A 23458-nucleotide genomic window follows, 5' to 3' on the forward strand; every position below is an offset into this window, starting at 1 on the left:
TCAACTCCCGCGGACGGTGGACTGGGGGTCGGCGACGGCCACGGCCACGTCGACGGCGAAGGTGATCAGCAGTGCGGCCGCCCCGTAGACCAGCACGACGCCCTGAACCAGCGGATAGTCCTTCTCGGTGATCGCCTGGACGATCGTGGTGCCGAGGCCGGGCCAGGCGAAGACGTTCTCGACCAGTACGGTGCCGGCGAGCAGCGAACTGAACAGCAGGCCGCCCAGGGTGAGCGAGGAGGTCAGCAGATTGGGCAGCGCGTGCCGCAGATAGCGCAGCCGGGCCGGGAGCCGCTTCGCCCGCGCCGTACGCATGTAGTCCTCGCCGAGCACCCGCAGGGTCTCCACCCTGACGATGCGCGACAGCGTGGCCGCCGGGACGACGGTGAGTGCCAGCACCGGCAGTACGTAGGAGTCCATGCCGCCTCGCGAGGCCACCGGGAAGACCGGCCAGGCCACTGCGAACGCCGCGATCAGGCCCACCGCCAGCAGGAATTCGGGCACCGCGCCCAGGAAGCCGGTGACGCCGGTGAAGGCGAGCTCGCCGCGCCGTCTGCGGCCGTCCTTGGTCAGTACGGCGGCGGTCATCCCGACCGGGATGGCAAGCAACAGGATCAGTACGAACGCGGGGACGGCGATCTGCAGGGTCGCCGGGAGCCTGCTGGAGATGATCTCGGAGACGGGCATCTGTGCGCCGATCGAGTCACCGAGCCGGCCGTGGAGGAGATGGCCCACGAAGTCGCCGTACTGCTTCAGCAGCGGCTGGTCCAGGCCGAGCGAGTGTCTGCGGGCGGCGATCAGCGCCGGGTCGGCGGTGGTGCCGAGGGCCGTCCGCACGGGGTCGCCGGGAATCAGATGGATCATCGCGAAGGCGGCTGTGACCAGCGCGGCCAGTGACACCACCAGGCGCCAGGTGCGGCGCAGGGCGAATCCGGCCCAGGGGCTGCGAGCCGTCGTACCCGGGGAGTTCAGGGTGAGCGTCGCCATCAGCCGGCGCTCCGCCGCAGAGTGCTGGGGATGATGCCGGCGCCGTCCACCTTGAAGGTGATGCCCTTTCCGTAGTACCGGAGCGGCCTGCTGACGATGGGCACGATGTCGACGTCCTTGACCAGGGCGGCATCGGCCGCTTCCCACAGTGCACAGCCCGAGGCGCCGGTTCTGGCCGAGGCCTGCGCGGCGAGGCGGTGGTAGTCGGCGTTGGTGATGGAACCGAAGTTGTTGCCCTCGGGCGGTGGCGGTCCGTCGTAGAACTGGGTCAGCTGGTCCGGGAGCGTGACTCCGATGGGTGCCCAGGCGACGTCCCAGTCGCCGCCGCTGAGGGTACTGAGGATGCTGGAGGAACCCGTGGGCTTCGCCGATGCCTTCACGCCGAAGGACGTCCACTGCTGGACGGCCAGTTCGACCGCCGAGGCGACCTGTGCGCCCTGATTGGTCGGATAACCGAGCCCGACGGTGAGGGGCTTGCCGTCCTTGGTCCAGGTATCGCCGGTCTTCGCCCAGCCGGCGGCGGTGAGCGCGGCCGCGGCCTGCGCGGGGTCATGGCCGGGGAGGTTCCCGGTCACCGTGTCGCCGGTACAGGGGGTGGGGGCGGTCTCGCCGATCGCGGTGGCGGGTTTGCCCTTGCCGCCGGTGGCCACGTTTCCGAGCTGCTTCAGATCCAGTACGGAGACCAGAGCCTTGCGTACCGCCGGGTCGGCGCCCGGACGGCCGGCGGCCTGGTTGAACAGGAACTGCCCGAACAGCGCCTCGATGCTCTCGTTCTTCACCCCGGCCGCGTCCAGCCGTTCCTGATCGGCACCGCCGATCAAGGCACCGTTGATCTGCCCGGCCATCAGGAGATTGGCTGCGGTCGACTCGTTGGCGACCACCTTGAACACGAGCTTGCCGGGGAGGCCCGCGCCGGTGGATCCGCGGGGCCCCCAGGCGTATCCGTCCCGCTTGACATATGTGTAGTGGTCGCCCGGGACCGCTTCGGTCAACCGGTACGGCCCGCTCGCGTCGGTGGCCTTGGCCAGCGCATCGGGCGCCGCCAGGCTCTTCTTGCAGAGCAGCGGCAGCAGCCGGGCCATCTGCACGATGAACGGCGCCGGTTTCGACGTGGTGACGGTGACGGTCCGGCTCGCCCTGTCGGCCTTCGCGTCAGCGGTGACGGGGACGGACAGCCCGAGCATCGGAGACTGGTTCTTCGGATCGGCGATGTGGTTGTACTCGGCGGCCACGTCGTCCGCGGTGAGCGGCGATCCGTCCTCGCAGGTCACCCCGGAGCGGATGGTGAACTGCGCGGTCGTGGACGTGGCGGACCATTTCTCGGCCACCCCTGGAACCAGCGAACCGTCGGCTGCGAAATGCACGAGCGTGTCGTACGCGAAGGAGTTCATCGAAATTGCCGTGCTGGCCAGCGCTGTGGTGGGGCTGAGTGTGCCCGGGTCGGCGGCGACGGCGAGCACCACCGCCGACCCCTCACCGCCGTCGGCGGACGAGCCGCCGCCGCAGGCGGCCGCGGTGGCGACCAGGCCGAGCACCGTGGCCACCGCGGCCGCCGACCGGGTCCTGCGCGTGGTTCTGCTGCTCGTCTCCGTGCCTGCGGTGCTGGCCATGGTCACCTCCGAGGGAGCGGCACGCCGCCGCCGAGTGAGGGAACATTAGGCAGCCGCGCACCGGCCCCGAGTGGTCGCGAAGCACGAAAAACCGCCTCGCCGACGGTGCGCCACGACGAAGACGGACGCGAGAATGCGAGGACGTGAACAATCCGGTCGGGCGGGGAGAAATCCGATCGCGCCGGAATCGGGTCCCTGGCAGCCTGTGGCGCATGGCCCCCCAGCACCAGGTACGAGCCCACTACGATGCCCGGACGATCGTGGTCTACCAGGCGTACTCACCGGCAGTCGCTGATCCGTCCCTGCGGGCGAAACGGTTTGTGCCACCGTTCTCGTTCAACCGGATGACCTGGATCAAACCGTCCTTCCTGTGGCTCATGCACCGTAGTAACTGGGCGCAGAAGTCGGGACAGGAACGCATCCTCGCGGTACGGATCACCCGTGCCGGATGGGAGGAGGCCCTCTCCCGGGCCGTGCTGACGACGGCCGACCCGGCGGCCATCGCCCGGGCCGCCGTACACGTCCAGTGGGATCCCGAACGCTCGCTGCGGGGAGCCGCGCTCAATCACTACAGCATCCAGGTCGGGGTCGGACGCGGACTGATCCGCACCTTCGCGGAGGACTGGGTCGTCGACCTGACCGACGTCACTCCACAGGCCCGCAGGATCGCGGCACTCAAGCAGAGCGGCCGGACCGCGCAGGCCCAGCGGCTGCTTCCGCCCGAGCGGATCTACCCGGTGCCTCCGGCCATCGCGAGGAACCTGCTCATCGAGGTGTGAGCGCCGGCTCCGCACCGGCATCGGCACACTCACCCGGTCGATGCTCTCAATCGCCGTGACGATTGAGAGCATCGGTTGCAGCAGCATCTCATCATTCACGCCGCACAGCGAAACGCACGGTACCGAAACCGGCTCACGTACTCCGGGCCTGCGCGGTTGCCTCTACAGCGGTGGCTCGATGAGGAGTTCAAGCAGCCACTGGGCACCCTCAGAGTCACCTGCCGCACCCACGCTGTCGGACGCACCGGGAAAGAGACGCCCCAGGAGCAGGCCCCTCCTCAGGAGTTGAGCAGGTCGTAGAGCGCGACGGCATCGGCATCGGAGTACATCTCGGCAGTATGCCGCCACGACTTCGTCTGCCTTCACGGGCCTCCATGGACCGTCCGTTCCATCGACCGCAGCGGCAGCAACGGTGTCTTCCGGCGGCAGCGCGAAAAACAAAGGGCACAGGCAACGCGACGGGCCCGGGACCGCCAAATGCACCACAGCGGGTTCCTGTTGACCGACAGTCCGTGGCTGCGATTCCCCGGATGCACCTCCGGCAGGAGGTGCATTCCCGTCCGGATCGTCGCCGGTGATCAATACGTCAGGCAAGCGCGGGTGGCATATGTGAGGATCTGGCCATGAGTACATCTTCGCAGTCGCCGGCCGACAGGCTTCAGACGGACCGGCCGCATTCGGCACGCGTGTGGAACTACCTCCTGGGCGGCAAGGACAACTACTCCGTCGACCACCAGATGGGCGACATGATCCTCAAAGCGTTCCCGGACTTCGCCGCCATCGCCCGCCTCCAGCGGGCCTTCCTCGCCCGCGCCGTGCGCTTCCTGACCGCAGAGGCGGGCATCCGTCAATTCCTCGACATAGGCACGGGCCTGCCGACGGCCGACAACACCCACGAGGTGGCCCAGCGGGTGGCCCCGGATTCCCGGATCGTGTACGTCGACAACGACCCGCTCGTACTGACCCATGCCCGCGCCCTGCTCACCAGCACTCCCGAGGGCGCGTGCGCATACATCGACGCCGACGTCAGGGACGCCGACGCGATTCTCGCCGAGGCCGCCAAGACGCTGGACTTCAGCCGGCCGGTCGGGCTGACCATGCTGGGGATCATGGGGCAGCTCCCGGATGAGGACGACCCGTGGGCGCTGGTCGACCGGCTGGTGGCCGCGCTCCCTTCAGGAAGCTATCTGGCCCTCAGCGACGGCACGGACACGAGTGACTCGCTGAACCAGGCCGTCGCCTCCTACAACGCGAACTCGGCAAGCTCGTACCATCTGCGCAGCCCTGAACGGATCGCCGACTTCTTCCACGGCCTGGACCTGGTGGAGCCGGGCGTCGTGCGGACGTCGGCCTGGCGCCCCGATCCCGACCAGAGCCCGGCGGACACCCTGCAGGGTCATGCGGTGAGCGGCGTCGGGCTCAAGGTCTGAGACACCGGGGTCCTCCGGGAGCCGTGACCACGCGGTCCGCGACCCCGGCTCCGGAGGACCAGGGCATGGAACAGGGACCGGAGTGCGCCGACGCCGTCCGACGGCACAACAGACCCCCGCTCGCGTCGAGTTCTACCGGCGCTCGAGCGCGCCCCGTACGAAGGCCGCCTGGCCGGCGTGCTGAAGGTCGTCCGAGATGACGCTGATCAGACGGACCCCGAGGGTGACCGGCGGCGACCATGCCTCGTCGACGACGCGGTTCAGAGCCCTGCCGTCGAGCCCACTGATGAATCCGAGAGTCTGTTCATGGACGTCGTCGTAGTAGCCGAGCAGCAGTTCGGGCGAGCCCACCTGCACAGCCGCGACGTCTGCGGTGCTGTGTCCGTACCCGGTGGCGTCCTTCGCGAAGGGCAGATCGAAGCGGGAGGCCCAGTCCCGGGTGAACCAGACCTGCTCGATATCTGCCGCATCCGAGATGTGGTCGTCCTGGATCCGGGTGAGGTGCCACACGAGCCACGCGATCGTGTTCGCTCCGTCGTCGAGGCGAGCGTGGAGGTCGGCGCGTGAAAGGCCCTCGACCACCGAGTGCACCGTCTCCTGGACGCGGGTGAACGCGTCCGTCAAAAGGTCAGCACTGTTCATGCCCTCACCATCTCCGCTCTCGCGCTCGTCCCCTGCCACCGACACGCGCCGTACACGACTCGGCCGACGGCCACCGCCCCTGACTCACAGGGGCAATTCAGCATTCCGCGTAGGGTGGAGACATGATGTGACGCATGTCCGGAATCCGGGACCCCGTGGCCTCTTTCGTGCCTGGGCGAACCCGATTCCGACGAGGGAGAAGAACCAACATGACCCCGTCGAACCCCATCGACGTCCCCGACGCGTTCGCCGCGTCGTACGGCCAAAACAGCGGCGCGTCCGGCCGTGCCTGGATCACCGCCCTGCCGGCACTGGGCGCAGAGTTCCTGGACCGTTGGACACTGCGGCCGGACGGCTCCGCAGCACATGGCATGGCCTCACTCGTACTGCCCGTGATCCGCGCGGACGGTACACCCGCGGTGCTGAAGCTCCAGCAGGTAACCGAGGACAACATCGGGGCCGCGCCCGGCCTGCGGGCGTGGAACGGCAACGGAGTCGTGCGCCTGCTCGACCACGACCCGGACACCGGCACCACGCTGCTGGAACGACTGGACGCGGCCCGGCCGCTGTCGTCGGTGGCCGACGACACCGCAGCCATGCAGATCCTCGCCGAGCTGCTGGCCCGCCTGGTCGCGGTGCCCGCGCCACAGGGTCTTCGGCACCTGGCCGACATCGCCGCGGCCATGCTCGATGAGGTGGCACGCGCCGTGCCGAGGCTGCGTGACCCCGTCGAGCGACAGCTGGTACGCACCTGCGCGGCGGCGGTGGCCGAACTGACCGGCGAACCCGGCGACCGCCTGCTGCACTGGGACCTGCACTACGACAACATCCTCGCCGGACAGCGGGAACCCTGGCTGGCCATCGATCCCGAACCCCTGGCCGGCGACCCCGGTTTCGAGCTGCTGCCCGCGATGGACAACCGGTGGGCGGAGGTCATGGCGACCGGCGACGTGACACGCGCGGTGCTCCGCCGCTTCGACCTGCTGACCGAGGTACTCGGCCTGGACCGCCAGAGGGCGACGGGCTGGACACTCGGCCGCGTCCTGCAGAACGCGTTGTGGGACATCGACGACGGCAACACCGCACTGGAGCCGGCCCAGGTCGCCATCGCCACTGCCCTGTTGAGCCGATAGGCGCAGGAGTGCTGCCCCGAAAGCCGGATGCGGTTTCAGAGCGGCGGAACCGCGGGTGCTGCGGCCGGAGCCGTTCTGAGGTGGTCGGCGCCCGAGTGCACCGCCCACACGAAGACGCCGAGCGACACGGCCGCGACCGCCACGGAGTCGTACGGTGCCGGCAGGTGGCCGGAACCACCGAAGGTGCCGAGCCATGACAGCAGCGTCAGCGCGGCCAGATGAAAGACGAGCCGGCCTGCCACGGAGTCGACGTGCGCAGCCCCTGAACAGTAGCGCTCAGGGGCTGCGCGACGGTTGTGCGCCCATGGCGTCGGGTGAGACAGCCCTGGCATTCGGCCGCGCCCCGGCGGCGACTACTCCATGGGATAGATGTCCCCGCTCGCCATGCCGCTGAGCTGATCACTCTCCGCTTCGATCCTGCGGGCCTTCTCCTTCAGGCGTTGGCGTTCCTTGGGGTCGGTGGTGCGCTCGGCTGCGTCCTGGAGATCCTTCGCCTTGGCGCGCATCTGCCTCACCCGACCGCGATATTCTTCTGATTCGCTCATGATCACTCCTTGGATCTGCGGACGGAGCGGGCCCCACACGGATCAGGCTTTTCCGGGGCAGCGCACTCCAGGCAGTTACCCACTGTTGTGCCGGACGCGGCAGAGGGTCATCCGCCGGCCCGGCGTCCCGGGCGGCGACGCCGCTCGGGACGCGGTTTCCCACCTCCAGAGTAGGCAGTATGCGCCTGACGTGGGCCTTCACCGTGCTCTCGCTCATCCGTAGCCGCCCACCCGGGCCCCTGCCGGGCCCTCAGCCTCGGGACCGGCGCCAGGGACAGCGGGATGCGCCGGCGCCTGCCCAGTGGGCACCCGCGCCCGGGAAGCCGAGTCCGATCGCCGGCATCCAGGGGGCCTCGGCCGGCGGGGTGCCGTTCCGGGTGGGCCGCAGGCTGCCGGGCTCCCGCACCCCGGGGACCCGCAGGTACGGGCCGAGCAGGCCGCCGGAGAACCCTGTCAGCGCCAGTCCGGCCATGCGCGAGGGCTTGAGCGGGCTCACGCTCGGCGCCGACGTGATGGAGACGGTCACACTCCTGTCCGACGTCCCGGCCGCACTGCGCTCCGCGGCCGGGGCTGCCCTGCCCTTGCCTCCCGGTACAGGCAATGGCGACTTCTGTTGATCACGGAGCAACCTCGGACACGCCACTGCCGTCTTGATCCACAGCAAGGCGGTTCGCCGCAAGCAACAAGCCACGTCCGACCCCCCACGAACGCCCGGGTCCGACCACCGGACGACTATGCACTTTGCGTATACATGAAATGCATAGGTTCCCTGCTGTCGACCCGGCCGCGCGCGAAAGGCTCCCATGCACAGCAAGGCACTGGCGCCCGAGTACCAAGGCGCCCTCACCAAGATGTCGGTGAACTCCTCACTCACGGATGTACTGGCCGAAGGAGTACGTCACTTGAGGGAGGCCGAGCACAGCGGTTCACAACGGGAAGTGGCGCGATGCGGGCTCGCGGTCGCCGAGGCGCATCGCAGGCTCGGCAACGTGAAGGAAGCCGATCAGGCGTGGAAGGCCAGTTACCGGGCCGCCCGCTCGGCCGGTGACCTCGGGGCCATGGCCTGGGCACTGTGGAGCGGTGGGACACTCGCCCGGCAGCGCGGTGAACTCAGGCTCGCTTTCAGGCTGTTGGCACTCGCGGCCGACATGGGGAAACGAGGCGGGGATATCGTCGCCCGTGGCTACTCCCTCGCCGGCCTTGCGGAGACCGGGCGAATACAGGGCGACTACCAGACCGTCGCTGTCCTGCACGAACAGCTGCTCGCCGAGGCACGCGCCCGTGGCGAGGCGCGCCACACCGTGTGGGCACTGGAGGGCATCGCACAGATCCACCGCAACACCGGATCGCTCGACAGCGCCCTGGCCATGTTCGAGGAAGCGGCGCAGTTGGCCGGAAATGCGGACGACCGGCGTGGCCGCGCGTGGGCCCTGCGCGGCATGGCCGACATCATCTCCCTGCGGGACGACGATCCGGAGCGTGCCCTGGCCCTGCTCACGGAGGCCGAACTCACCTGCCGCGAGATGAAGTTGTCCAGTGCGCTCGCGTACAACCACAAGATGCGCGCCAACGTGCTCTTCCGCGCGCGCCGTTACGAGGAGGCGCGCCAGGTCTACGAGGAAGCGCTCGCCGAGTTCCGTGCCATGTCCGAACCCCGCGGTGAAGCGCTGGCCCGGCTCGGTCTCGTCAAGTCGCTCGCCCGGCTCGGCCGCGACCGGAACGAGACCGCCGCCGATCTGGACGAGTTGCGCCGCACCCTGAGCCGGATCGGCCTGCTCAACGCCCGGGACATGGTGGACAAGGCGTACGCCGAACTCGGGGTGACACCGGTCGGTGGAGAGACGGAAGAGGAAAGCGGACGACGATGACACCACCACCCGTAACCCACCGGGCCACGGCACCGCAGATCCTCGCCCGCTGCCGCGACCTCGTACGCCCGGCGCTTGCAGAGGCCGTACAGCGTCTGCACCCGTGGCACGCGGAGATGGCCGCCTTCTCCCTGGGGTGGAGCACGGCGGACGGCAGACCCGTCACGGGCGCACAGGGCAAGGGGGTGCGCCAGGCCCTCGCGCTGCTGAGCGCCGAGGCCGCCGGTGCCCCTGCAAAGGACGCTGTCGTCGGCGCGGTCGCCGTCGAGCTGATCCATGTCTTCTCCCTCCTGCACGACGACATCATGGACGGCGACGAGACGCGCAGGCAGCGCGCCACCGTCTGGAAGGTGTACGGGACCGGCCCCGCGATCCTCGCGGGGGATGCGCTCTTCGCGCTGGCTGTACGGACTCTGGCCGACGCTCCGGGCGTGCACAGTGCGACGGCGGTTCGGCATCTCGCCGGAACGCTGACGGACCTGGTGCGCGGTCAGGCCGAGGACCTGCGCTTCGAGTCCCGGCCCTGGACCGGACCCGAATCGGTGCAGCCGCACGAGTACCGGTGGATGGCCGAGCACAAGACCGGCGCGCTGCTCGGCTGTGCGGCGGGCCTGGGTGGGGTGCTGGCCGGAGCCCCTGCCACAACCGTCGACGCCCTCGCCAGGGCCGGTCGGCATCTCGGGGTGGCATTCCAGGCCGTGGACGATCTTCTGGGGATCTGGGGAGATCCGCAGGTCACGGGCAAGCCCGTCCACAGTGATCTGCGCCGGCTGAAGAAGACGTACCCCGTCCTTGCGGCCCTGGCCACGGACCACCCCGCTGCCCGGCGCCTCGCCACGCTTCTCGGCACCGGCAACCCGCTCGACCGCACCACGGCCCGGCGGGCAGCCGACCTCGCCGAAGAAGCCGGTGGGCGCTCCGCGACACTGGCCGAAGCCCACCAGCAGCTGGAGGGCGCCCGCCGCAGCCTGGACGGCGTTCCGCTGGCCCCGGCTGCGCTCGGTGAAATCCTCGCGCTTCTCCCGTTCTTCGTGGACCGCACCATGTGAACCGACACGGGACCCCGACCGGGTCACCACTCCTCCGGCTCTCCCCATCGGTGCCGGGGGCCGGAACCCCGGGTCCGGCCCCCGGTACATCCTGAACTGCGGCGGAGAACTGACGGGTCCCCGCGCTCACCCGAACTGCTCTACTCCTCGATGGCCCCACCGGTCCGCCGGAGATGCTGCCGGAAGGTGTACGACGGATCGGCTGCGCGCTGTGCCAGGTAGTCGTCGAAGGACGTCTGCTTGCGCAGTGTCTCGCCCGCCCCGATCACCCGGCCCCGCCGGTGTCCGCCGAGTGTGCCCGGCGTGGTGCCGCGACAGGGCTCGCCGTCGGGGCCGAGCAGTGTGTGGATGCGGTGACCGGCTTCTTGGCGGGCATCGGTGCGATCGTTCATTTGGCGTCGTGGAAGACGAGGCCGAGAGTGCGGCGCCGGCCTGAGCGGACGGTGCTGACACCGTGCCGCATGGGCGCGGTCGACCAGCCGCGCCTGGAGGCGACCGGCCAGTCCCGGGTGGTGAAGACCAGCCCGTGTCCCTGGAGAAGGGCAGTGGCCGATCCCCGGGACTGGGCGCGGGGACGCTGCTCGGTCATGAGGAAATCGCCACCGGTGTAATCGGTACCCGGCGCGTCGAGTCCGATGACGACCTGGAGCGGGAAGAGCATGTCGCCGAAGACGTCGCGGTGCAGGGCGTTCCAGTCCCCGGCAGCGTAACGCAGAAGGATCTGGGAGGACTTGGACTGCCCGGCCGCGTGACACATGTCGAGCCATTCCTCCAACTCGTCCGGCCACGGCGCGGACTGCCCCAGCTTGTCGGCCCAGGCGCGGGCGATCGGCAGCAGGTGCGGGTAGAACGCCTCGCGCAACTCCCGGACCAGCTCGGGCAGATCGTGGGTGAAGTAGCGGTACTGGCCGGAGCCGAATCGGTGGCGGGCCATGTCGATGGTGGACCGGAAGTGTTCGGACCGGTCGTACAGCCCGGCGAGCTCGCGGCACCGGTCGGGGGCGAGAAGCTGCCCGGTCAGCGCGCTGCCGTATGCGTCGAGCTCGTCGGTGAGCCCGGCCCAATCGGTGCCGTCGACCAGGTCGCTCACGGTTCGGGCCTGGCGTGTTGTGTCGATCACGCGTCTCGTTCCTCAGTATGCGGTGGGCAACGGGCAGGGTCGTGGGCGTCGCCGCGGCCCCGCGCGACGATGCCGGTCGGGCTGCAGCCTGGGCGACACCTTCGTGGGGCAGCTGCTGCTTTGCCGGAAACAGGCGGATGGATTCAGCGGGCGTTGTGGAAGATGAGGCCCAAGGTGTTGCGTCTGCCGGATTCAACGGCACCGGTGCCGTGCCGTACGGGGTGCCGGCGATAGCCGTTCTTTCCGCGCACCGGCCGATGGCGGACCGGGAAGATCACCCCTTGGCCCAGCTCCGGCTTGACGACAATTGCCTTCGACTGAGAGCGGGGGTGCTGCTCGACAAAGACGTTCTCCCCGCCCGCGAAGTCCTCGTTCGGCTGGTTCAGCATGATCGTGATCTGGAGCGGGAACACGATGTCGCCGTAGATGTCCTGATGCAGGCAGGCGTAGTCACCCTTCCCGTAAGTGAGGATCAGCGGAGTCGGGCGGTTCTGGCCGTTGGCCGCGCACTCCTCGGTGAGTTCCGCAAGCGTGTCAGGGAAAGTGCTTTCACCCAGCATCGGCGCCCATTGGTTGGCCATCCATGCCATCGGCGGGTAAAAGCTCTCGCGCAGCGCCCGCACCAGCGGTGGGAGCGGGTTCGCGTAGTACTTGTAGGTGCCGCGGCCGAAGTTGTGGCGCTGCATCACCACCGTGCTGCGGAACATCCCGTCCTCGTCGAACGTGCCGATGAGCTCCTCGCACTGCTCGCGGCTGAGCAGGGGCGGGGTGAGCGCAACACCACGCTCGTTCAACTGACCGTACAGAGATGTCCAGTTCAGCTCGCTCAGTGCGGGCAGGTCCTTGTCGTACGGAACGTGTGGTGCGCCACCGGTCCGGGGTGTGTCGCCGAACAGCGTCGGGGCGACGGCGGAGTGGTTCATGGTGTGTTCCTCGGTGGTGTGTTGTCGTCGCAGCGGTCAGGGCCCGGCAGACGCCTCGACCGTGCGGGTGCGTACGGCTTCACAGCCTGCGCGCTGTCGCAGCGACACAGTCGAAAGCCCTCGACGATCAATGCTGGCTGCCCCCGAGCAGCAAATCTGGCGCCTTTCAGACATTGCGCTACGGGTCGTGTGCCGCGAGCAGCCCGAGGCCGGTGTCCGCCGTATCAAAGGCATGCGTGGTCGGCCCGCCCGAGTGCGGCAAGCACGCGGTCTTCGCCGCGACAGTCGGGCCGCCGGCCCTGGTGAGCACACCCTGCCCCGGCAGCTGCGGTCCCGCCTGACCGCGGGCATTGCTGGTACTGACCGACCGCGGCCTCTACGGGTTCGAGCGCGGCGGCGTTGTCCACGCTGGTGCCGACCGCTGCGCGCGAGCGGGACACGCCGAGTCCGCGGCACACGTTCGCGAACTCCTTGAAGCTCACCGGCGTGCGGGCCCGCGGGAACGGTCGTGAAATACGTCGCCCGGCGTCGCGCGACAACGCCCGGCTGCGGGATCTACCGAGACACGCATGACCATCGGGATCGCGATCTCGGGGCAACGGTCGTGCGGGGTCGCCGCCGGCCGACCCATGATCCCGTCATCGTCGGCCCATGCTGTCCTGCTCACGATCCGCCTTGGCGGCGGGCGTGACCGAGGAGGGCGCCGACGGCGGAACGGCAGTCCTACCAGTAATGCCGTCGGCCTCCCACCGCATGCCCGACGGCACCCAGGATCCAGAGAACGATGCCGATCACGACGAGCACAACACCGATCGTCCAAAGGATCGAGATACCTGCCACCAGGCCGATGACCAGCAGAATGGCACCGAGGATGATCATGACGACCTCCCACCTCGCATCTCTTCCAGTATGCGCCTGCCGCCTTCGCGGGGTGATAGCGGTCGTGCGAGGAGCATCGCCTCCGGCCGCGGAGGCACCGCTCGAACGGCCCAAGGCGCGAATGTGAAGCACGACAGGCAGGGACGTCGTCACCGTATGCATCCGCCGCACTCGCGGATGACCGGCGTGGCCCGGTGCAGGACGCTCACCTCGGACGTGTCGCTGGAGACCTGCATGCGGAACTCCGGTGGCAGTTGGATCGACCAGTCCGTCGGTAACGACAGCCACGGGTGAACGGCCGGTGGCTCCGCCCGTAGGGGTGACTTCCTGCGCATGTCGCGGCGGGAGCCCGAAAGGACGCGGCCCAGGCTGGTACCAGCAGGGAATGCCCAGGCCATCGCATCCGCAGCCCGACAACACGGACCCCGGCGTGCCGTCCGAAGGGCGACGGCACCGTATCCGCACCGCGTCACGTCAGGCGCTGCGCGACATCACCCGCCCTGCGAACCGGAACCTGGGCGCACAACATGCGCCGCCCGGCCCGCGGTACGAACCACGCGTGAACCCCACGCTGCAGACGACCGCTGCCTACGCCTGGCGAATCCTCGTCGTGGGAGCCCTCGTGTACGCCGTCTTCTCCGCGCTGGGACGGTTCCACGAGGTAGCGGTAGCCGTCTTCCTCGGCCTGGTCGGCACCGCGATGTTGCGCCCGGTGGCCGATCTCCTGGTGCGTCTGATGCCGCGGCCTCTCGCTGTCGCTGTGGCGCTTGTCGGCAGCATCGTCCTCGTCCTCGGCATTCTGACCCTCATCGGTGAAGTAGTCGCCACAGAACGGACCGGGCTGGAGCGGGAGTTCGGCAACGGCCTCGTCAGGATCGAACACTGGCTGGAGGGGCCACCGTTCCGGCTGAGCCCCAAGGCGCTCGACGACATGCAGTCCCGGATCGGGCAGTTCCTGTCCAGCCATCGCTCCACCCTCATCAGCACGGCCCTCAGTGGCGTGGGCCGGCTGGTGGAGGTGGTGACCGTGTTCGCTCTCGCATTGTTCTGCTCGGTCTTCTTCATTCACTCGGGCGACCGGCAGTGGGACTGGTTCTGCGACCAGCTTCCGAAGACGGCCCGGACCCGGGTCACGATCGCGGGCCGTGCGGCGTGGCGGACGTTCACCGGATACACACACGGCATCGTCCTGGTGGCGGCGACGAACGCAGTACTCGTCGGACTGGCCCTGTTCGCACTAGGAGTACCGCTGGCCCTTCCCCTGGCGCTGCTGGAGTTCTTCGCCGCCTTCATTCCGTTGATCGGCTCACCGGTCGCCCTCGCAGTCGCCGCCGTGGTGGCTCTGGCGGCGAAAGGCCCGATCGTGGCGGCCGTCGTCATCGCGCTGATCGTGGTCATCGGCCAGCTCGAGGGCCATCTTCTGCACCCGATCGTGATGAGCTGGGCCGTCCGCCTGCACCCGGTGGTGGTCGCACTCGCGGTGATCGGGGGCGCCATCGCGGCGGGGGTGCTGGGCGCGGTGGTGGCGGTACCGCTCGTGTCCGTCGTCTGGTCGGCCCATCAGGCCCTGCGCCAGGCACGTGAATCCGCACAGGCGAAGGACTGAAGGACGCGCGGGACGGAAGCAGGGCAGAAGCCCGGCACCCAAGTTCCCGGCCGGCCTGCCACGGGCACAGGCCGCAAGCCGAACTGCCGGCGCGGGTTCCGTCGTACCGCTGTTGCTGCCGCCCCCGGCGATCTCGGCCGCCTGGTCCGAGGCAGGCTCGCCCCGGCCCACGGGGTCCTGCCTCGAATCGGGCACAGCCGCTGTGGGTCAACGGGGCGTCGTGTGCTGCCTCCTCACCACCAGGCCCTTCGGCGCCTCGATGTGCGCCGTGCCGTCGGCGTCGACGGAGATGTCCAGCCGCTCGCCCGCGACGTCGAGCCCCTCGACCTTCAGTGGCCGGTAGGCCTCCGCGAACCCGGGCGCGACCGTGAGCGTTCCGCCGGGGACGTCGGCGGAAAGCCCCCCTGGTGCTCAACACCTTCGGGCTCTTCGACACATACACCGGCATGATCCTGCCGTTGCTGGTGGACGCGGCGGGCATCTTCATCATGAAGCAGTTCTTCGAATCGGTACCGCGCGAGGTCGAGGAGGCCGCACGGGTCGACGGGGCTGGTGTGTTCCGGATCTTCTGGTCCGTAGTCCTGCCGATGGCCGGACCGGCGTTGATCACCCTGACGATCCTGTCGTTCCAGGGGTCGTGGAACGAGTTCACGCACTTCCTCGTCAGCACGCAGTCCGGCCAGTACGAGACGCTCACCACGGGCCTGGCCCGCTTCGTCTCCGGCGGACTCGGCGGCGGAACGCAGTACCCGCTGAAGCTGGCGGCGGCGCTGCTCTCCACCCTCCCGGTGGCCGCGCTGTTCTTCTGCTTCCAGCGCTACTTCGTGAGCGGCGCCAACGCGGGAGCGGTCAAGGAGTGAGCTCCGGCGCCGTCGGGACCGACGGCGCCGGAATCCGACGCACCGACCGGACCGGGCCCCGCTGTTCCGAGCGTAATGTCCTGATCACCTAGACTCGGCGGATGGCGAAGTACTTCGACGTACACCCCGAGAATCCTCAATCACGCACCATCCGCTCCGTGGCCGACAGCATCCGGGCCGGCGCGCTCGTCGCGTACCCGACGGACTCCTGTTACGCCTTGGGATGCCAGCTGGGCAGTCGTGACGGCATCAGCCGGATCCGGTCGATCCGGAACCTCGACGACCGTCACCATTTCACCCTTGTGTGCCAGAACTTCGCGCAGCTGGGTCAGTTCGTGCACATCGACAACGATGTGTTCCGCGCGATCAAGGCAGCGACACCCGGCAGTTACACCTTCATCCTCCCCGCGACGAAGGAGGTGCCGCGTCAGCTGCTGCACCCGAAGAAGAAGACGGTCGGAGTCCGGATTCCCGACCATGTCGTCGCGCAGGCGCTGCTCGCCGACCTCGGTGAGCCGCTGCTGTCCAGCACCTTGCTCCTGCCCGACGAGGACGAGCCGCTGACACAGGGCTGGGAGATCAAGGAACGGCTCGACCATGTGGTGGACGCCGTGGTCGACTCGGGCGACTGCGGCACCGAGCCGACCACGGTCATCGACTTCTCCGGCGGTGAGCTCGAGATCGTACGCCGAGGGGCGGGCGACACCGCACGGTTCGAGTAGCCCCGCCTCGGGCATCACGGCGTCTGCCGGGCGGCCTCCGTGCCGGAACGCCGGTGACTCATGCGCAGGGTGCCTGCGGCACGGTCGCGAGGGCGGGGTTGCGGCAGCGCCGCGCGCGGCGGACGGCCCGGGCTCCGCAGAGCGCCCTGGTGTGCGATGCGCTCGATGAGCAGGCGGTTGAACACCGCGGGCCGCGCCGCTGCCAGGTTCTCGAGCATGGCGATGTCGCGTGTGACGGACGTCAGCGCCTCTTCCCGCCGCCCCATCTCGTCCTGCCTGACCGCGCAGTTGCTCAGCGAAGTTGCGAGGTCGGGAGAAACGCGCCCGGGTGCACGGTCGCCAGACGCTCGCGGATCTCCACCGCGCGGCCGATCACCACGAGGGCTTCCTTGTTCCGGCCCAGTTCCGCCGGCCGGTTGGACTGGTTGTTCAGCGACACGGCGCGGCCGGGCAGAAACACCTCGGGGCGCGCGCGGCCGCCGGCTCCTCACGGATCCCCACCGCACGCACGCTCGCCGCCAACGCCTCCTCCCGCCTTCCCAACTCGGCAAGATCCGCCGACAGATTGTTCAGCGACACCGCAAAGCCCGGCAGAAACACCTCAGGACGCGCCGCCGCCAGGTCTGCTCCTCCCCCGGACTCACCGAGGTGCCCGGCGGACAGATGCTCCGACTGGGCCAGTTGCCCCACCGCCCAGTCCTCGGCGTCGAGACGAAAGGCCACTTCACGGGCCGGACGGGTCTTGCCCTGCCCTCCGGGTCCGGTCATCAGCAGACCGGACGCTCCCAGAGGCCGCCCAAGTGCGTGTGGAGGACGTCCTGCGCCTCTCGCGGGGTGAGATGGCCGATGAGGACGTGCGCGGTGAGGCCGTCCGCGAGGGCGAGGAGGGTGCGGGCCTCGCGTTGCGGATCGAGGGGCACGGCACAGTCGGCGCCCTCACCGGCTTCCGAGATGAGGCGGGTGAACGCCTCTTGCAGAGCTGCGTAGTTCGCCTTCAACGTCCTCGCGAGGGCCTCGCTGACAGCCGCCTGCGCAACGAAGGCGAGCCAGACCCTGGCCTCGGCGCGGTGCTCTTCCTGCAGCAGTGAGACCTCGGTCACCGCATGCCCCAGGGCGGTGGCGGCCGACTGGGCCGGACACCTCACTACGCGGGCCTGTACACGCTCACTGATCCGCTCGCCGATGTATCCGAGCGCGAACACAAGCATTTCTTCCTTGGTACGGAAGCATCGCTGAACGGCGCCCATCGACACCTGCGCACACGCGGCGACGTCTCGAAGGGTCACGCCCTCCAGCCCGCGTTCGTCGGCGAGTCGGCAGACGGCCTCAGCGATCCGGCGATGTCGGTCTGCGTGATCCACCTGCTTGGGCATACCCGGTCGCTCCCTGGTTCCACGGTGATCCGTTCCCCGGCTCACTTTATCCGATGCGCACGTATCGGTTCGGGGGCTACAGTTCCGATGCAAGTGCATCGGAACATGGATGGGAAAGGACACGAGCGCATGCAGGATGCCCTGTGGAAGATGCCGGCCACCGCGCAGGCGGAGGCGGTGCGCCGCGCAGATGTCTCGGCTGTCGAACTGGTCGACAGCCACCTGGAGCGCATCGCCGAGGTCAACCCGCAGATGAACGCGGTCACACAGCTCCTGGCGGAGCGCGCACGCGCCGCCGCAGCGCAGACAGACCGCCGACGGGCCGCCGGTGAAGCGCTGGGGCCGCTGGCGGGCGTGCCGTTCACGGTGAAGGAGAGCACCGCCGTCGAAGGCGTACCGACCACGTTCGGCACGGAGCGCTTCCGCGATCTGGTGGCGTCGGCCGACGCGCCCCCGGTGGCCCGGCTGCGCGCAGCCGGGGCCATCCCCATCGGGCACAGCAACATACCCACCCTGATCCTGGCGGGGATGCACACGCGAAGCGAGCTCTTCGGCGACACGGTCAACCCATGGGACCGCGGCCGGACCCCGGGTGGCACCAGCGGAGGCGACGGGGTGGCCGTCGCCACGGGCATGGCAGCGCTCGGGCTCGGCAACGACTCCGGTGGATCGGTGCGCATCCCGGCCCAGTTCTGCGGCGTGGCCGGGCTGAAGCCGACAACCGGGCGTTTTCCCGCGGACCACCGCGTCCTCGGCCCCGACGACCCCGGCCCGGCGTCCCAGATGCTGGTCACCGACGGCCCGCTGGCGCGGAGTGTGGGCGACCTCCGGTTGGCGTTCGAGGTGCTGGCCGGGACCGACCCGCGCGACCCGCGGGCCGTACCGGTACCGGCCTACGGCGAACCGCTCCCCGGACCGGTGAAGGTCGCGGTCGTGGCGGACCCGGGTGGGCACGGCGTTCACCCCACGGTTCGCCGGGCCGTCGAGACCGCGGCCGAGGCGCTGCGCGACGCCGGGTACGACGTGCGGGAGGTACAGGACGTTCCGAGACTGGACGAAGCGCTCGAAGCGTACGGCCGGATCGCCGTGACCGAGTTCGCTGCGACCTGGCCGGTGGTGCGGAAGCTGCTCGGAGCAGGCGGGGACCGCTATATCGAGATGACGATGGAGCGAACGCCACCGGCAAGCGCCGACGAGTTCATGAAACTGATGGGCACCTGGATGAACATCCGCCGCTCATGGGCCGAATTCCTCGACGAATACCCGCTGTTGCTCGGCCCGGTTTTCACCGAGCCACCGGTCGAGCCGGGATTGGAGTCGCGCGACAGGGCCGGACGGGACCAGGTCGGCTCGGCGATGCGCCTGTGCACCGTGACCAGTTTCGTGGGTGTGCCCGGCGTGGCCGTACCGACCGGAGTGGTCGACGGACTGCCGTCCGGGGCGCAGGTTGTCGGGCGCGCGTTCCGGGAAGACCTGTGCCTGGGCGCGGCGCAGGCGATCGAGGACCGGCTCGGAGTTCTCACACCGGTCGACCCGCGCGTGGGGGGTCAGGGCTGATCGAGCCCTTGCGCCCTCGGCTCTCGGTCGGCTGCGCGCAAGTCCGAACGGACCCCGCCGTGGCGGACGGCTGCCGGGCCCCCGCGAGCCGCCCTGACCGGCCCGGGAGTCCGTGCGCAGGACACGGCCCGGCCAGGAACGGACGTGGGTGCAAAGACAGGCGAGGCCGGGCATCGGGAAGCGAACTCGCTGATCAACGCAAGAGCGCGGCCCACCGGGCCTCCTCTTCGCACTGCTCCCGGCCTCGGCACAGCCGCGCGCGGACGGCCAGGGACACCGTGGTGGTGGTACCCGCGACCGCCACCAGCGCGACCGCGGACAGGGTGACCGGCATGAGCAGCAGGAGCATCGTGAGGGCCGCCGATCCCCACCCGGCCAGTACAGCGGCCGCGACCAGCCGGCGGGATCGCGGCCGGTCCTGCCCGGCACGCAGGTCGATGCAGGCGGGCAGGTACCAGACGTTGCCCGATACGCAGAGCACGGCGACGCCGAGCGCCAGAACACCATGGGACATCGGACAGCACTCTCCTCAGGAGCGGGGCTTGCGGTGGTGGACGGGCTCAGAGGTCAGTGCGGTGCGGCAGGGTCGAGCGCGGCAATCTCCGGATGGTGCAGATCGAAGGCCGGGGACTCGCTGCGGATTCGGGGCAGGGCGATGAAGTTGTGCCGGGGAGGAGGACACGACGTGGCCCACTCCAGGGAGCGGCCATAACCCCAGGGGTCGTCGACGGTTACCTTCTTGCCGTACTGAGCGGTCTTCCAGATGTTGTAGAAGAAGGGGAGGAACGACAGCCCGAGCAGGAACGAGCCGATAGTGGACAGGGTGTTGAGGGCGGTGAAACCGTCGGCGGCGAGATAGTCCGCGTATCGGCGGGGCATTCCCTCCACACCGAGCCAGTGCTGCACCAGGAACGTGAGATGGAATCCGACCGTCAGCACCCAGAAGGTGATCTTCCCCAGGCGCTCGTCGAGCATCTTGCCGGTGAACTTCGGCCACCAGAAGTGGAATCCGGCGAACATCGCGTAGACGACTGTACCGAAGAGTGTGTAGTGGAAGTGGGCGACCACGAAGTATGAGTCGGAGACGTGGAAGTCCAGTGGTGGTGAGGCCAGGATTACTCCGGTCAGTCCACCGAAGACGAAGGTGATCAGAAATCCGGTGGCCCACAGCATCGGCGTCTCGAAAGACAGCGACCCCTTCCACATCGTGCCGATCCAGTTGAAGAACTTCACTCCGGTCGGTACGGCGATCAGGAAGGTCATGAAGGAGAAGAAGGGCAGTAGTACACCACCGGTGACATACATGTGGTGGGCCCAGACGGTGACGGACAACCCGGCAATGGCTATCGTCGCGGAAATGAGACCGATATAGCCGAACATCGGCTTCCGGGAGAAGACCGGAATGATCTCGGAGACGATGCCGAAGAACGGCAGAGCCAGCACATAGACCTCCGGGTGCCCGAAGAACCAGAACAGGTGCTGCCACAGAAGTGCACCCCCGTTGGCGGCGTCGAAGATGTGCGAGCCGAACTTCCGGTCCATCTCCAGCGCGAGGAGTGCTGCGGCGAGGACCGGGAAGACCAGGAGGATGAGTACGGCGGTCAGCAGTACGTTCCAGGTGAAGATCGACATCCGGAACATGGTCATTCCCGGGGCACGCATGCAGATGATGGTGGTGATGAAGTTCACCGCTCCGAGAATGGAACCGAAGCCGGACAGTGCCACGCCCATGATCCACATATCGGCGCCGATACCCGGGGAGTGGGTGGCGTCGGAGAGCGGAGCATAGGCGAACCAGCCGAAGTCGGCAGCACCTTGAGGAGTGAGAAACCCTGCCGCGGCGATCAGTGAGCCGAAAAGGAACAACCAGTAGGCCAGCATGTTCAGTCGCGGAAAGGCCACATCGGGTGCGCCTATCTGGAGCGGCATGAGCCAGTTGGCGAATCCCGTGAACAGCGGCATGGCGAACAGCAGCAGCATCACCGAGCCATGCATCGTGAATGCCTGGTTGAACTGCTCGTTGGACATTATCTGCGTCCCGGGACGCGCGAGTTCGGCGCGCATCACCAGCGCCATCGCCCCACCGATCAGGAAGAAGGCGAACGCGGTGACGAGATAGAGCGTGCCGATCTGCTTGTGGTCGGTCGTCGTGAGCCACGAGACGACGATCCGGCCGCGCGAGGAACGGCCCGGCAGACCGGTGCCGGGCTGCGTCGTGCCCGGCCGAGTGGACCGGTGACCGGCCGAGGTGGCCTCCGCGTCGGCGGGGCCGGCCCCGGGGCCGGGGGGCTCGGGTCCATATGCGGGGGCGGCCTGATTGCCCTGCGATTCCATTGCGTCCACCGGACCGTGTCCTCCAGCTCTGGCAGTTCTCCGAACACTCCCCGGCCGCACGGGGGCGTGTCCGGGGAGCGGTCGGGAAGGTCCGGCGGATCACGAGGGGACGGACCGGACCTTCCCGGCCGCACCATGCTGGCCGCCGCCCGCGACGCTCTCCAGGGACCGACGGGCACCTTCCACGGGGCCGACCGGCCCTACTGCCGTGTTCATCCGGCAGCAGACCGGCCCTGCCCTCGCCGGCCTTCGGGACCACACACCGCCGGGCCCTCGACACCAGGGCTGTCGTAGGCTGACCGCCCGTGGACCGGTCCCAGCCCTGCGGTGATCCGGTGAGCAAATTCCCGGCATACGGCACACGGCCCCAGAGAACGGCACCCCGATGGCAGAGACAGCACCTCCCGAGCCCGGCTCCCACTTCTAAGCCCCCTCCCCCGGCCCCTCCTGCCCCGGTCCGGCCGCGTGGCCGCAGCCCAGCCGACCGGACCGGATGCGCAGTCTGCTGGATGCCGTGATGAGTCTGGGACGGGGCCTGGAACTCCCGGAGGTGCTGCGCGGCATCGTGGAGGCAGCGGTGACGCTGACCGACGCGGAGTACGGAGCACTCGGCATTGTCGGGGACGGGCAGAAGCTCCTGGAGTTCCTGCCGGTGGGCCTGACACCACGATCCGGATCATCCGCTCCACCATCTTCGATCTGCGCACGACGGACGGTTCGGGCCGCAGCGGGCTGCGGCACCGGATAGCGGAGACCACTCGTACAGCGGCACATGTCCTCGGCTTCCGGCCCACCGTGCGGATCGACGGGCCGGTGGACACCACCGTCCCGGACGAACTCGCCGAACACGTGGTGGCGGTCGCCGCCGAGGCGGTGTCCAACGCGTCCCGCCATGCCAGTGCGAGTCGTATCGGCTGTCGGCCGACGACGGGGTGACTCTGACCGTCACGGACAACGGCATCGGCATCGGCATCGGCATCCCGGACGGTGACACGACCACGCCCGTGACGCCGACAGCGGTCGATGACGGCGCGGGGGCAGCCATCGATGACGGCGATCAGCCGGCAAGGCGCGGCGGTGGACCGGCCAATATGCGTACGCGGGCGGAGCTGTGCGGCGGCACGCCCGCCATCGAACGGCCGGCGGACGGCGGCACCCGGATCACGTGGTGCGTGCCGCTCCACGACTGACGCCTGAGTACCTGTCAGATGCGCCGGACCGGGGTCTGCCCCTGGCGGTCCTTGATCCGGCCGACGAGCATCGCCGCGTGGATCCGGCGGCCGACGCCCAGTTTGGCGAGGATCGAGGAGATGCGGTTCTTTACGGTCTTCTCGGCCAGGAAGAGGCGTTCCGCGATTTCTCGGTTGGTGAGGCCCTCGCCGATGAGGTCCAGGATCTGGCGCTCCCTGGTCGTGAGCTGGTCCAGTTCCGATGCCTCCGACTCCTCGGCGGGGGTCTGCTGGGGACCCCGCAGCCGTGCCATCACACGAGCGGTCGTCCGTGGATCGAGCATCGAGGTGCCGGACGCGACCGTGCGTACGGCGGCGATCAGATCGGCTCCGTTGATCTGCTTCAGCACGTAGCCGGCCGCGCCCGCCATGATGGCGTCGAACAGTGCCTCGTCGTCGTCGAACGACGTCAGCATCAGACATGCCAGTTCGGGCATGAGGGCACGCAGTTCCCGGCATACCTCGATACCGGCGTGGTCACCGCGGGGGTCGTCTCCGAGCCGTACGTCCAGTACGGCGACCTGTGGTCTGCTGGCCGGTACGCGGGCCAGTGCCTCCCGGGCGTCGGACGCCTCGCCGACCACCTCGATGCCGTCTTGGGCCTCCAGTAGATCGCGTACGCCGCGCCGGACGACCTCGTGGTCGTCGAGGATGAAGACGCGTACAGGGGCTGCGGACTGCGGCGTCGTACTCAGCGGGGACTTCGCGAGGTCATTCACACCATGCTCGATCGGTTCGGGGAAAGGGACTCGGACCAGTATGTGCATCCGTCCGCAGGCCGTTTCGCCGGGGTGTCAAAGCATGTCGAACTG

General features: G+C 68.9%; 28 protein-coding genes and 1 pseudogene. 12 read left to right on the top strand and 17 right to left on the bottom strand.

What is annotated here, in order from left to right; all coding sequences use genetic code 11:
- Positions 1-987, bottom strand: a complete 987-nt coding sequence (locus tag IEZ15_RS24075) for an ABC transporter permease (protein ID WP_189279311.1) — start codon at positions 985-987, stop codon at positions 1-3.
- Positions 987-2597: an ABC transporter substrate-binding protein gene (locus IEZ15_RS24080; RefSeq protein ID WP_189279312.1), complete on the bottom strand. Its 1611-nt coding sequence runs from the start codon at positions 2595-2597 to the stop codon at positions 987-989. Before IEZ15_RS24080 ends, IEZ15_RS24075 begins: the two co-directional genes overlap by 1 nt.
- A gap of 212 nt (positions 2598-2809) precedes the next feature.
- Here IEZ15_RS24080 and IEZ15_RS24085 point away from each other — a divergent pair, with 212 nt between their 5' ends.
- Both IEZ15_RS24085 and IEZ15_RS24090 read left to right on the top strand, forming a co-directional pair.
- Entirely contained in the window at positions 2810-3376 is a 567-nt protein-coding gene (locus tag IEZ15_RS24085; protein ID WP_189279313.1) for a DUF4291 domain-containing protein, read from the top strand.
- A gap of 623 nt (positions 3377-3999) precedes the next feature.
- Positions 4000-4806: an SAM-dependent methyltransferase gene (locus IEZ15_RS24090; protein WP_114248064.1), complete on the top strand. Its 807-nt coding sequence runs from the start codon at positions 4000-4002 to the stop codon at positions 4804-4806.
- A gap of 132 nt (positions 4807-4938) precedes the next feature.
- Here IEZ15_RS24090 and IEZ15_RS24095 read toward each other — a convergent pair whose 3' ends face one another.
- On the bottom strand, positions 4939-5448 hold the full coding sequence (locus IEZ15_RS24095) for a mycothiol transferase (protein WP_189279314.1): 510 nt from the start codon (positions 5446-5448) through the stop codon (positions 4939-4941).
- Between the two features lie 209 nt (positions 5449-5657).
- On the opposite strand from IEZ15_RS24095, the gene IEZ15_RS24100 reads away from it, so the two are divergent.
- Positions 5658-6581 (top strand): aminoglycoside phosphotransferase family protein, encoded by a 924-nt coding sequence (locus IEZ15_RS24100; RefSeq protein WP_189279315.1) that lies wholly within the window; start codon positions 5658-5660, stop codon positions 6579-6581.
- Between the two features lie 35 nt (positions 6582-6616).
- Here the strand turns inward: IEZ15_RS24100 and IEZ15_RS24105 are convergent, their stop codons facing one another.
- From IEZ15_RS24105 to IEZ15_RS24115, 3 genes are all read right to left on the bottom strand, one after another.
- The gene (locus tag IEZ15_RS24105) at positions 6617-6823 is read right to left on the bottom strand and encodes a hypothetical protein (protein ID WP_373302608.1); all 207 of its coding nucleotides are present in this window, start codon (positions 6821-6823) and stop codon (positions 6617-6619) included.
- Between the two features lie 111 nt (positions 6824-6934).
- Positions 6935-7126: a DUF6381 family protein gene (locus IEZ15_RS24110; RefSeq protein ID WP_114248061.1), complete on the bottom strand. Its 192-nt coding sequence runs from the start codon at positions 7124-7126 to the stop codon at positions 6935-6937.
- A 250-nt stretch (positions 7127-7376) separates the two neighbouring features.
- Entirely contained in the window at positions 7377-7652 is a 276-nt protein-coding gene (locus IEZ15_RS24115; protein ID WP_229846076.1) for a hypothetical protein, read from the bottom strand.
- 277 nt (positions 7653-7929) lie between these two features.
- Between IEZ15_RS24115 and IEZ15_RS24120 the strand changes: the two genes are divergently transcribed.
- Together IEZ15_RS24120 and IEZ15_RS24125 are read left to right on the top strand one after the other, a co-directional pair.
- A complete protein-coding gene (locus tag IEZ15_RS24120; protein ID WP_114248059.1) occupies positions 7930-8994 on the top strand; it encodes a tetratricopeptide repeat protein in 1065 nt (354 codons plus the stop codon).
- On the top strand, positions 8991-10043 hold the full coding sequence (locus tag IEZ15_RS24125; RefSeq protein WP_189279317.1) for a polyprenyl synthetase family protein: 1053 nt from the start codon (positions 8991-8993) through the stop codon (positions 10041-10043). The genes IEZ15_RS24120 and IEZ15_RS24125 overlap by 4 nt, the downstream gene beginning before the upstream one ends.
- Positions 10044-10183: 140 nt before the next feature.
- Here the strand turns inward: IEZ15_RS24125 and IEZ15_RS47140 are convergent, their stop codons facing one another.
- The 4 genes from IEZ15_RS47140 to IEZ15_RS24145 form a co-directional block, all read right to left on the bottom strand.
- Positions 10184-10435 carry a hypothetical protein gene (locus IEZ15_RS47140; protein WP_373302609.1) on the bottom strand — a complete coding sequence of 84 codons (252 nt, stop codon included), beginning with the start codon at positions 10433-10435 and terminating at the stop codon, positions 10184-10186.
- Positions 10432-11163: a 2OG-Fe(II) oxygenase gene (locus tag IEZ15_RS24135; protein WP_229846077.1), complete on the bottom strand. Its 732-nt coding sequence runs from the start codon at positions 11161-11163 to the stop codon at positions 10432-10434. Before IEZ15_RS24135 ends, IEZ15_RS47140 begins: the two co-directional genes overlap by 4 nt.
- A 143-nt stretch (positions 11164-11306) precedes the next feature.
- The gene (locus tag IEZ15_RS24140) at positions 11307-12086 is read right to left on the bottom strand and encodes a 2OG-Fe(II) oxygenase (RefSeq protein WP_189279318.1); all 780 of its coding nucleotides are present in this window, start codon (positions 12084-12086) and stop codon (positions 11307-11309) included.
- Between the two features lie 723 nt (positions 12087-12809).
- Positions 12810-12965: a DUF6131 family protein gene (locus tag IEZ15_RS24145; RefSeq protein WP_189279319.1), complete on the bottom strand. Its 156-nt coding sequence runs from the start codon at positions 12963-12965 to the stop codon at positions 12810-12812.
- Between the two features lie 559 nt (positions 12966-13524).
- Here IEZ15_RS24145 and IEZ15_RS24150 point away from each other — a divergent pair.
- The 3 genes from IEZ15_RS24150 to IEZ15_RS24160 all read left to right on the top strand — a co-directional run bounded on the left by IEZ15_RS24150 (position 13525) and on the right by IEZ15_RS24160 (position 16153).
- Complete coding sequence (locus IEZ15_RS24150; protein ID WP_308427435.1) at positions 13525-14571, top strand: AI-2E family transporter; 1047 nt, start codon at positions 13525-13527, stop codon at positions 14569-14571.
- A 407-nt stretch (positions 14572-14978) separates the two neighbouring features.
- The gene (locus IEZ15_RS24155; RefSeq protein ID WP_229846078.1) at positions 14979-15431 is read left to right on the top strand and encodes a carbohydrate ABC transporter permease; all 453 of its coding nucleotides are present in this window, start codon (positions 14979-14981) and stop codon (positions 15429-15431) included.
- Positions 15432-15532: 101 nt separating this feature from the next.
- A complete protein-coding gene (locus IEZ15_RS24160; protein ID WP_114248054.1) occupies positions 15533-16153 on the top strand; it encodes an L-threonylcarbamoyladenylate synthase in 621 nt (206 codons plus the stop codon).
- Positions 16154-16167: 14 nt separating this feature from the next.
- Here IEZ15_RS24160 and IEZ15_RS24165 read toward each other — a convergent pair whose 3' ends face one another.
- From IEZ15_RS24165 to IEZ15_RS24180, 4 genes are read right to left on the bottom strand one after another with little or no spacing between them, the layout of a single operon-like run.
- Positions 16168-16419, bottom strand: coding sequence for a hypothetical protein (locus IEZ15_RS24165; RefSeq protein ID WP_189279321.1), 252 nt, complete (start codon positions 16417-16419; stop codon positions 16168-16170).
- Positions 16420-16445: 26 nt separating this feature from the next.
- Complete coding sequence (locus IEZ15_RS24170; protein ID WP_189279322.1) at positions 16446-16592, bottom strand: hypothetical protein; 147 nt, start codon at positions 16590-16592, stop codon at positions 16446-16448.
- On the bottom strand, positions 16583-16921 hold the full coding sequence (locus IEZ15_RS24175) for a tetratricopeptide repeat protein (RefSeq protein WP_189279323.1): 339 nt from the start codon (positions 16919-16921) through the stop codon (positions 16583-16585). The genes IEZ15_RS24170 and IEZ15_RS24175 overlap by 10 nt, the downstream gene beginning before the upstream one ends.
- Positions 16921-17526, bottom strand: a complete 606-nt coding sequence (locus IEZ15_RS24180; RefSeq protein WP_189279324.1) for a TetR/AcrR family transcriptional regulator — start codon at positions 17524-17526, stop codon at positions 16921-16923. The genes IEZ15_RS24175 and IEZ15_RS24180 overlap by 1 nt, the downstream gene beginning before the upstream one ends.
- Before the next feature lie 129 nt (positions 17527-17655).
- On the opposite strand from IEZ15_RS24180, the gene IEZ15_RS24185 reads away from it, so the two are divergent.
- A complete protein-coding gene (locus IEZ15_RS24185; protein WP_189279325.1) occupies positions 17656-19083 on the top strand; it encodes an amidase in 1428 nt (475 codons plus the stop codon).
- A gap of 193 nt (positions 19084-19276) precedes the next feature.
- Here the strand turns inward: IEZ15_RS24185 and IEZ15_RS24190 are convergent, their stop codons facing one another.
- Both IEZ15_RS24190 and ctaD read right to left on the bottom strand, forming a co-directional pair.
- Positions 19277-19597, bottom strand: a complete 321-nt coding sequence (locus IEZ15_RS24190) for a hypothetical protein (protein WP_114248049.1) — start codon at positions 19595-19597, stop codon at positions 19277-19279.
- A gap of 53 nt (positions 19598-19650) precedes the next feature.
- Positions 19651-21417: an aa3-type cytochrome oxidase subunit I gene (ctaD, locus tag IEZ15_RS24195; protein WP_373302612.1), complete on the bottom strand. Its 1767-nt coding sequence runs from the start codon at positions 21415-21417 to the stop codon at positions 19651-19653.
- 493 nt (positions 21418-21910) lie between these two features.
- Between ctaD and IEZ15_RS47145 the strand changes: the two are divergent.
- The 3 genes and pseudogenes from IEZ15_RS47145 to IEZ15_RS44970 form a co-directional block, all read left to right on the top strand.
- Positions 21911-22078, top strand: a pseudogene (locus tag IEZ15_RS47145) (histidine kinase); the annotation flags it as partial.
- Between the two features lie 152 nt (positions 22079-22230).
- Positions 22231-22353, top strand: a complete 123-nt coding sequence (locus IEZ15_RS46445; RefSeq protein ID WP_268250416.1) for a hypothetical protein — start codon at positions 22231-22233, stop codon at positions 22351-22353.
- Positions 22350-22607, top strand: coding sequence for a sensor histidine kinase (locus tag IEZ15_RS44970; RefSeq protein ID WP_229846079.1), 258 nt, complete (start codon positions 22350-22352; stop codon positions 22605-22607). The genes IEZ15_RS46445 and IEZ15_RS44970 overlap by 4 nt, the downstream gene beginning before the upstream one ends.
- A gap of 14 nt (positions 22608-22621) precedes the next feature.
- Here the strand turns inward: IEZ15_RS44970 and IEZ15_RS24210 are convergent, their stop codons facing one another.
- Positions 22622-23413, bottom strand: coding sequence for a response regulator transcription factor (locus IEZ15_RS24210; RefSeq protein WP_114248046.1), 792 nt, complete (start codon positions 23411-23413; stop codon positions 22622-22624).
- Positions 23414-23458: the final 45 nt, after the last annotated feature.

Source organism: Streptomyces atratus, assembly GCF_014648655.1.
GTDB classification, from domain to species: Bacteria; Actinomycetota; Actinomycetes; order Streptomycetales; family Streptomycetaceae; genus Streptomyces; species Streptomyces atratus.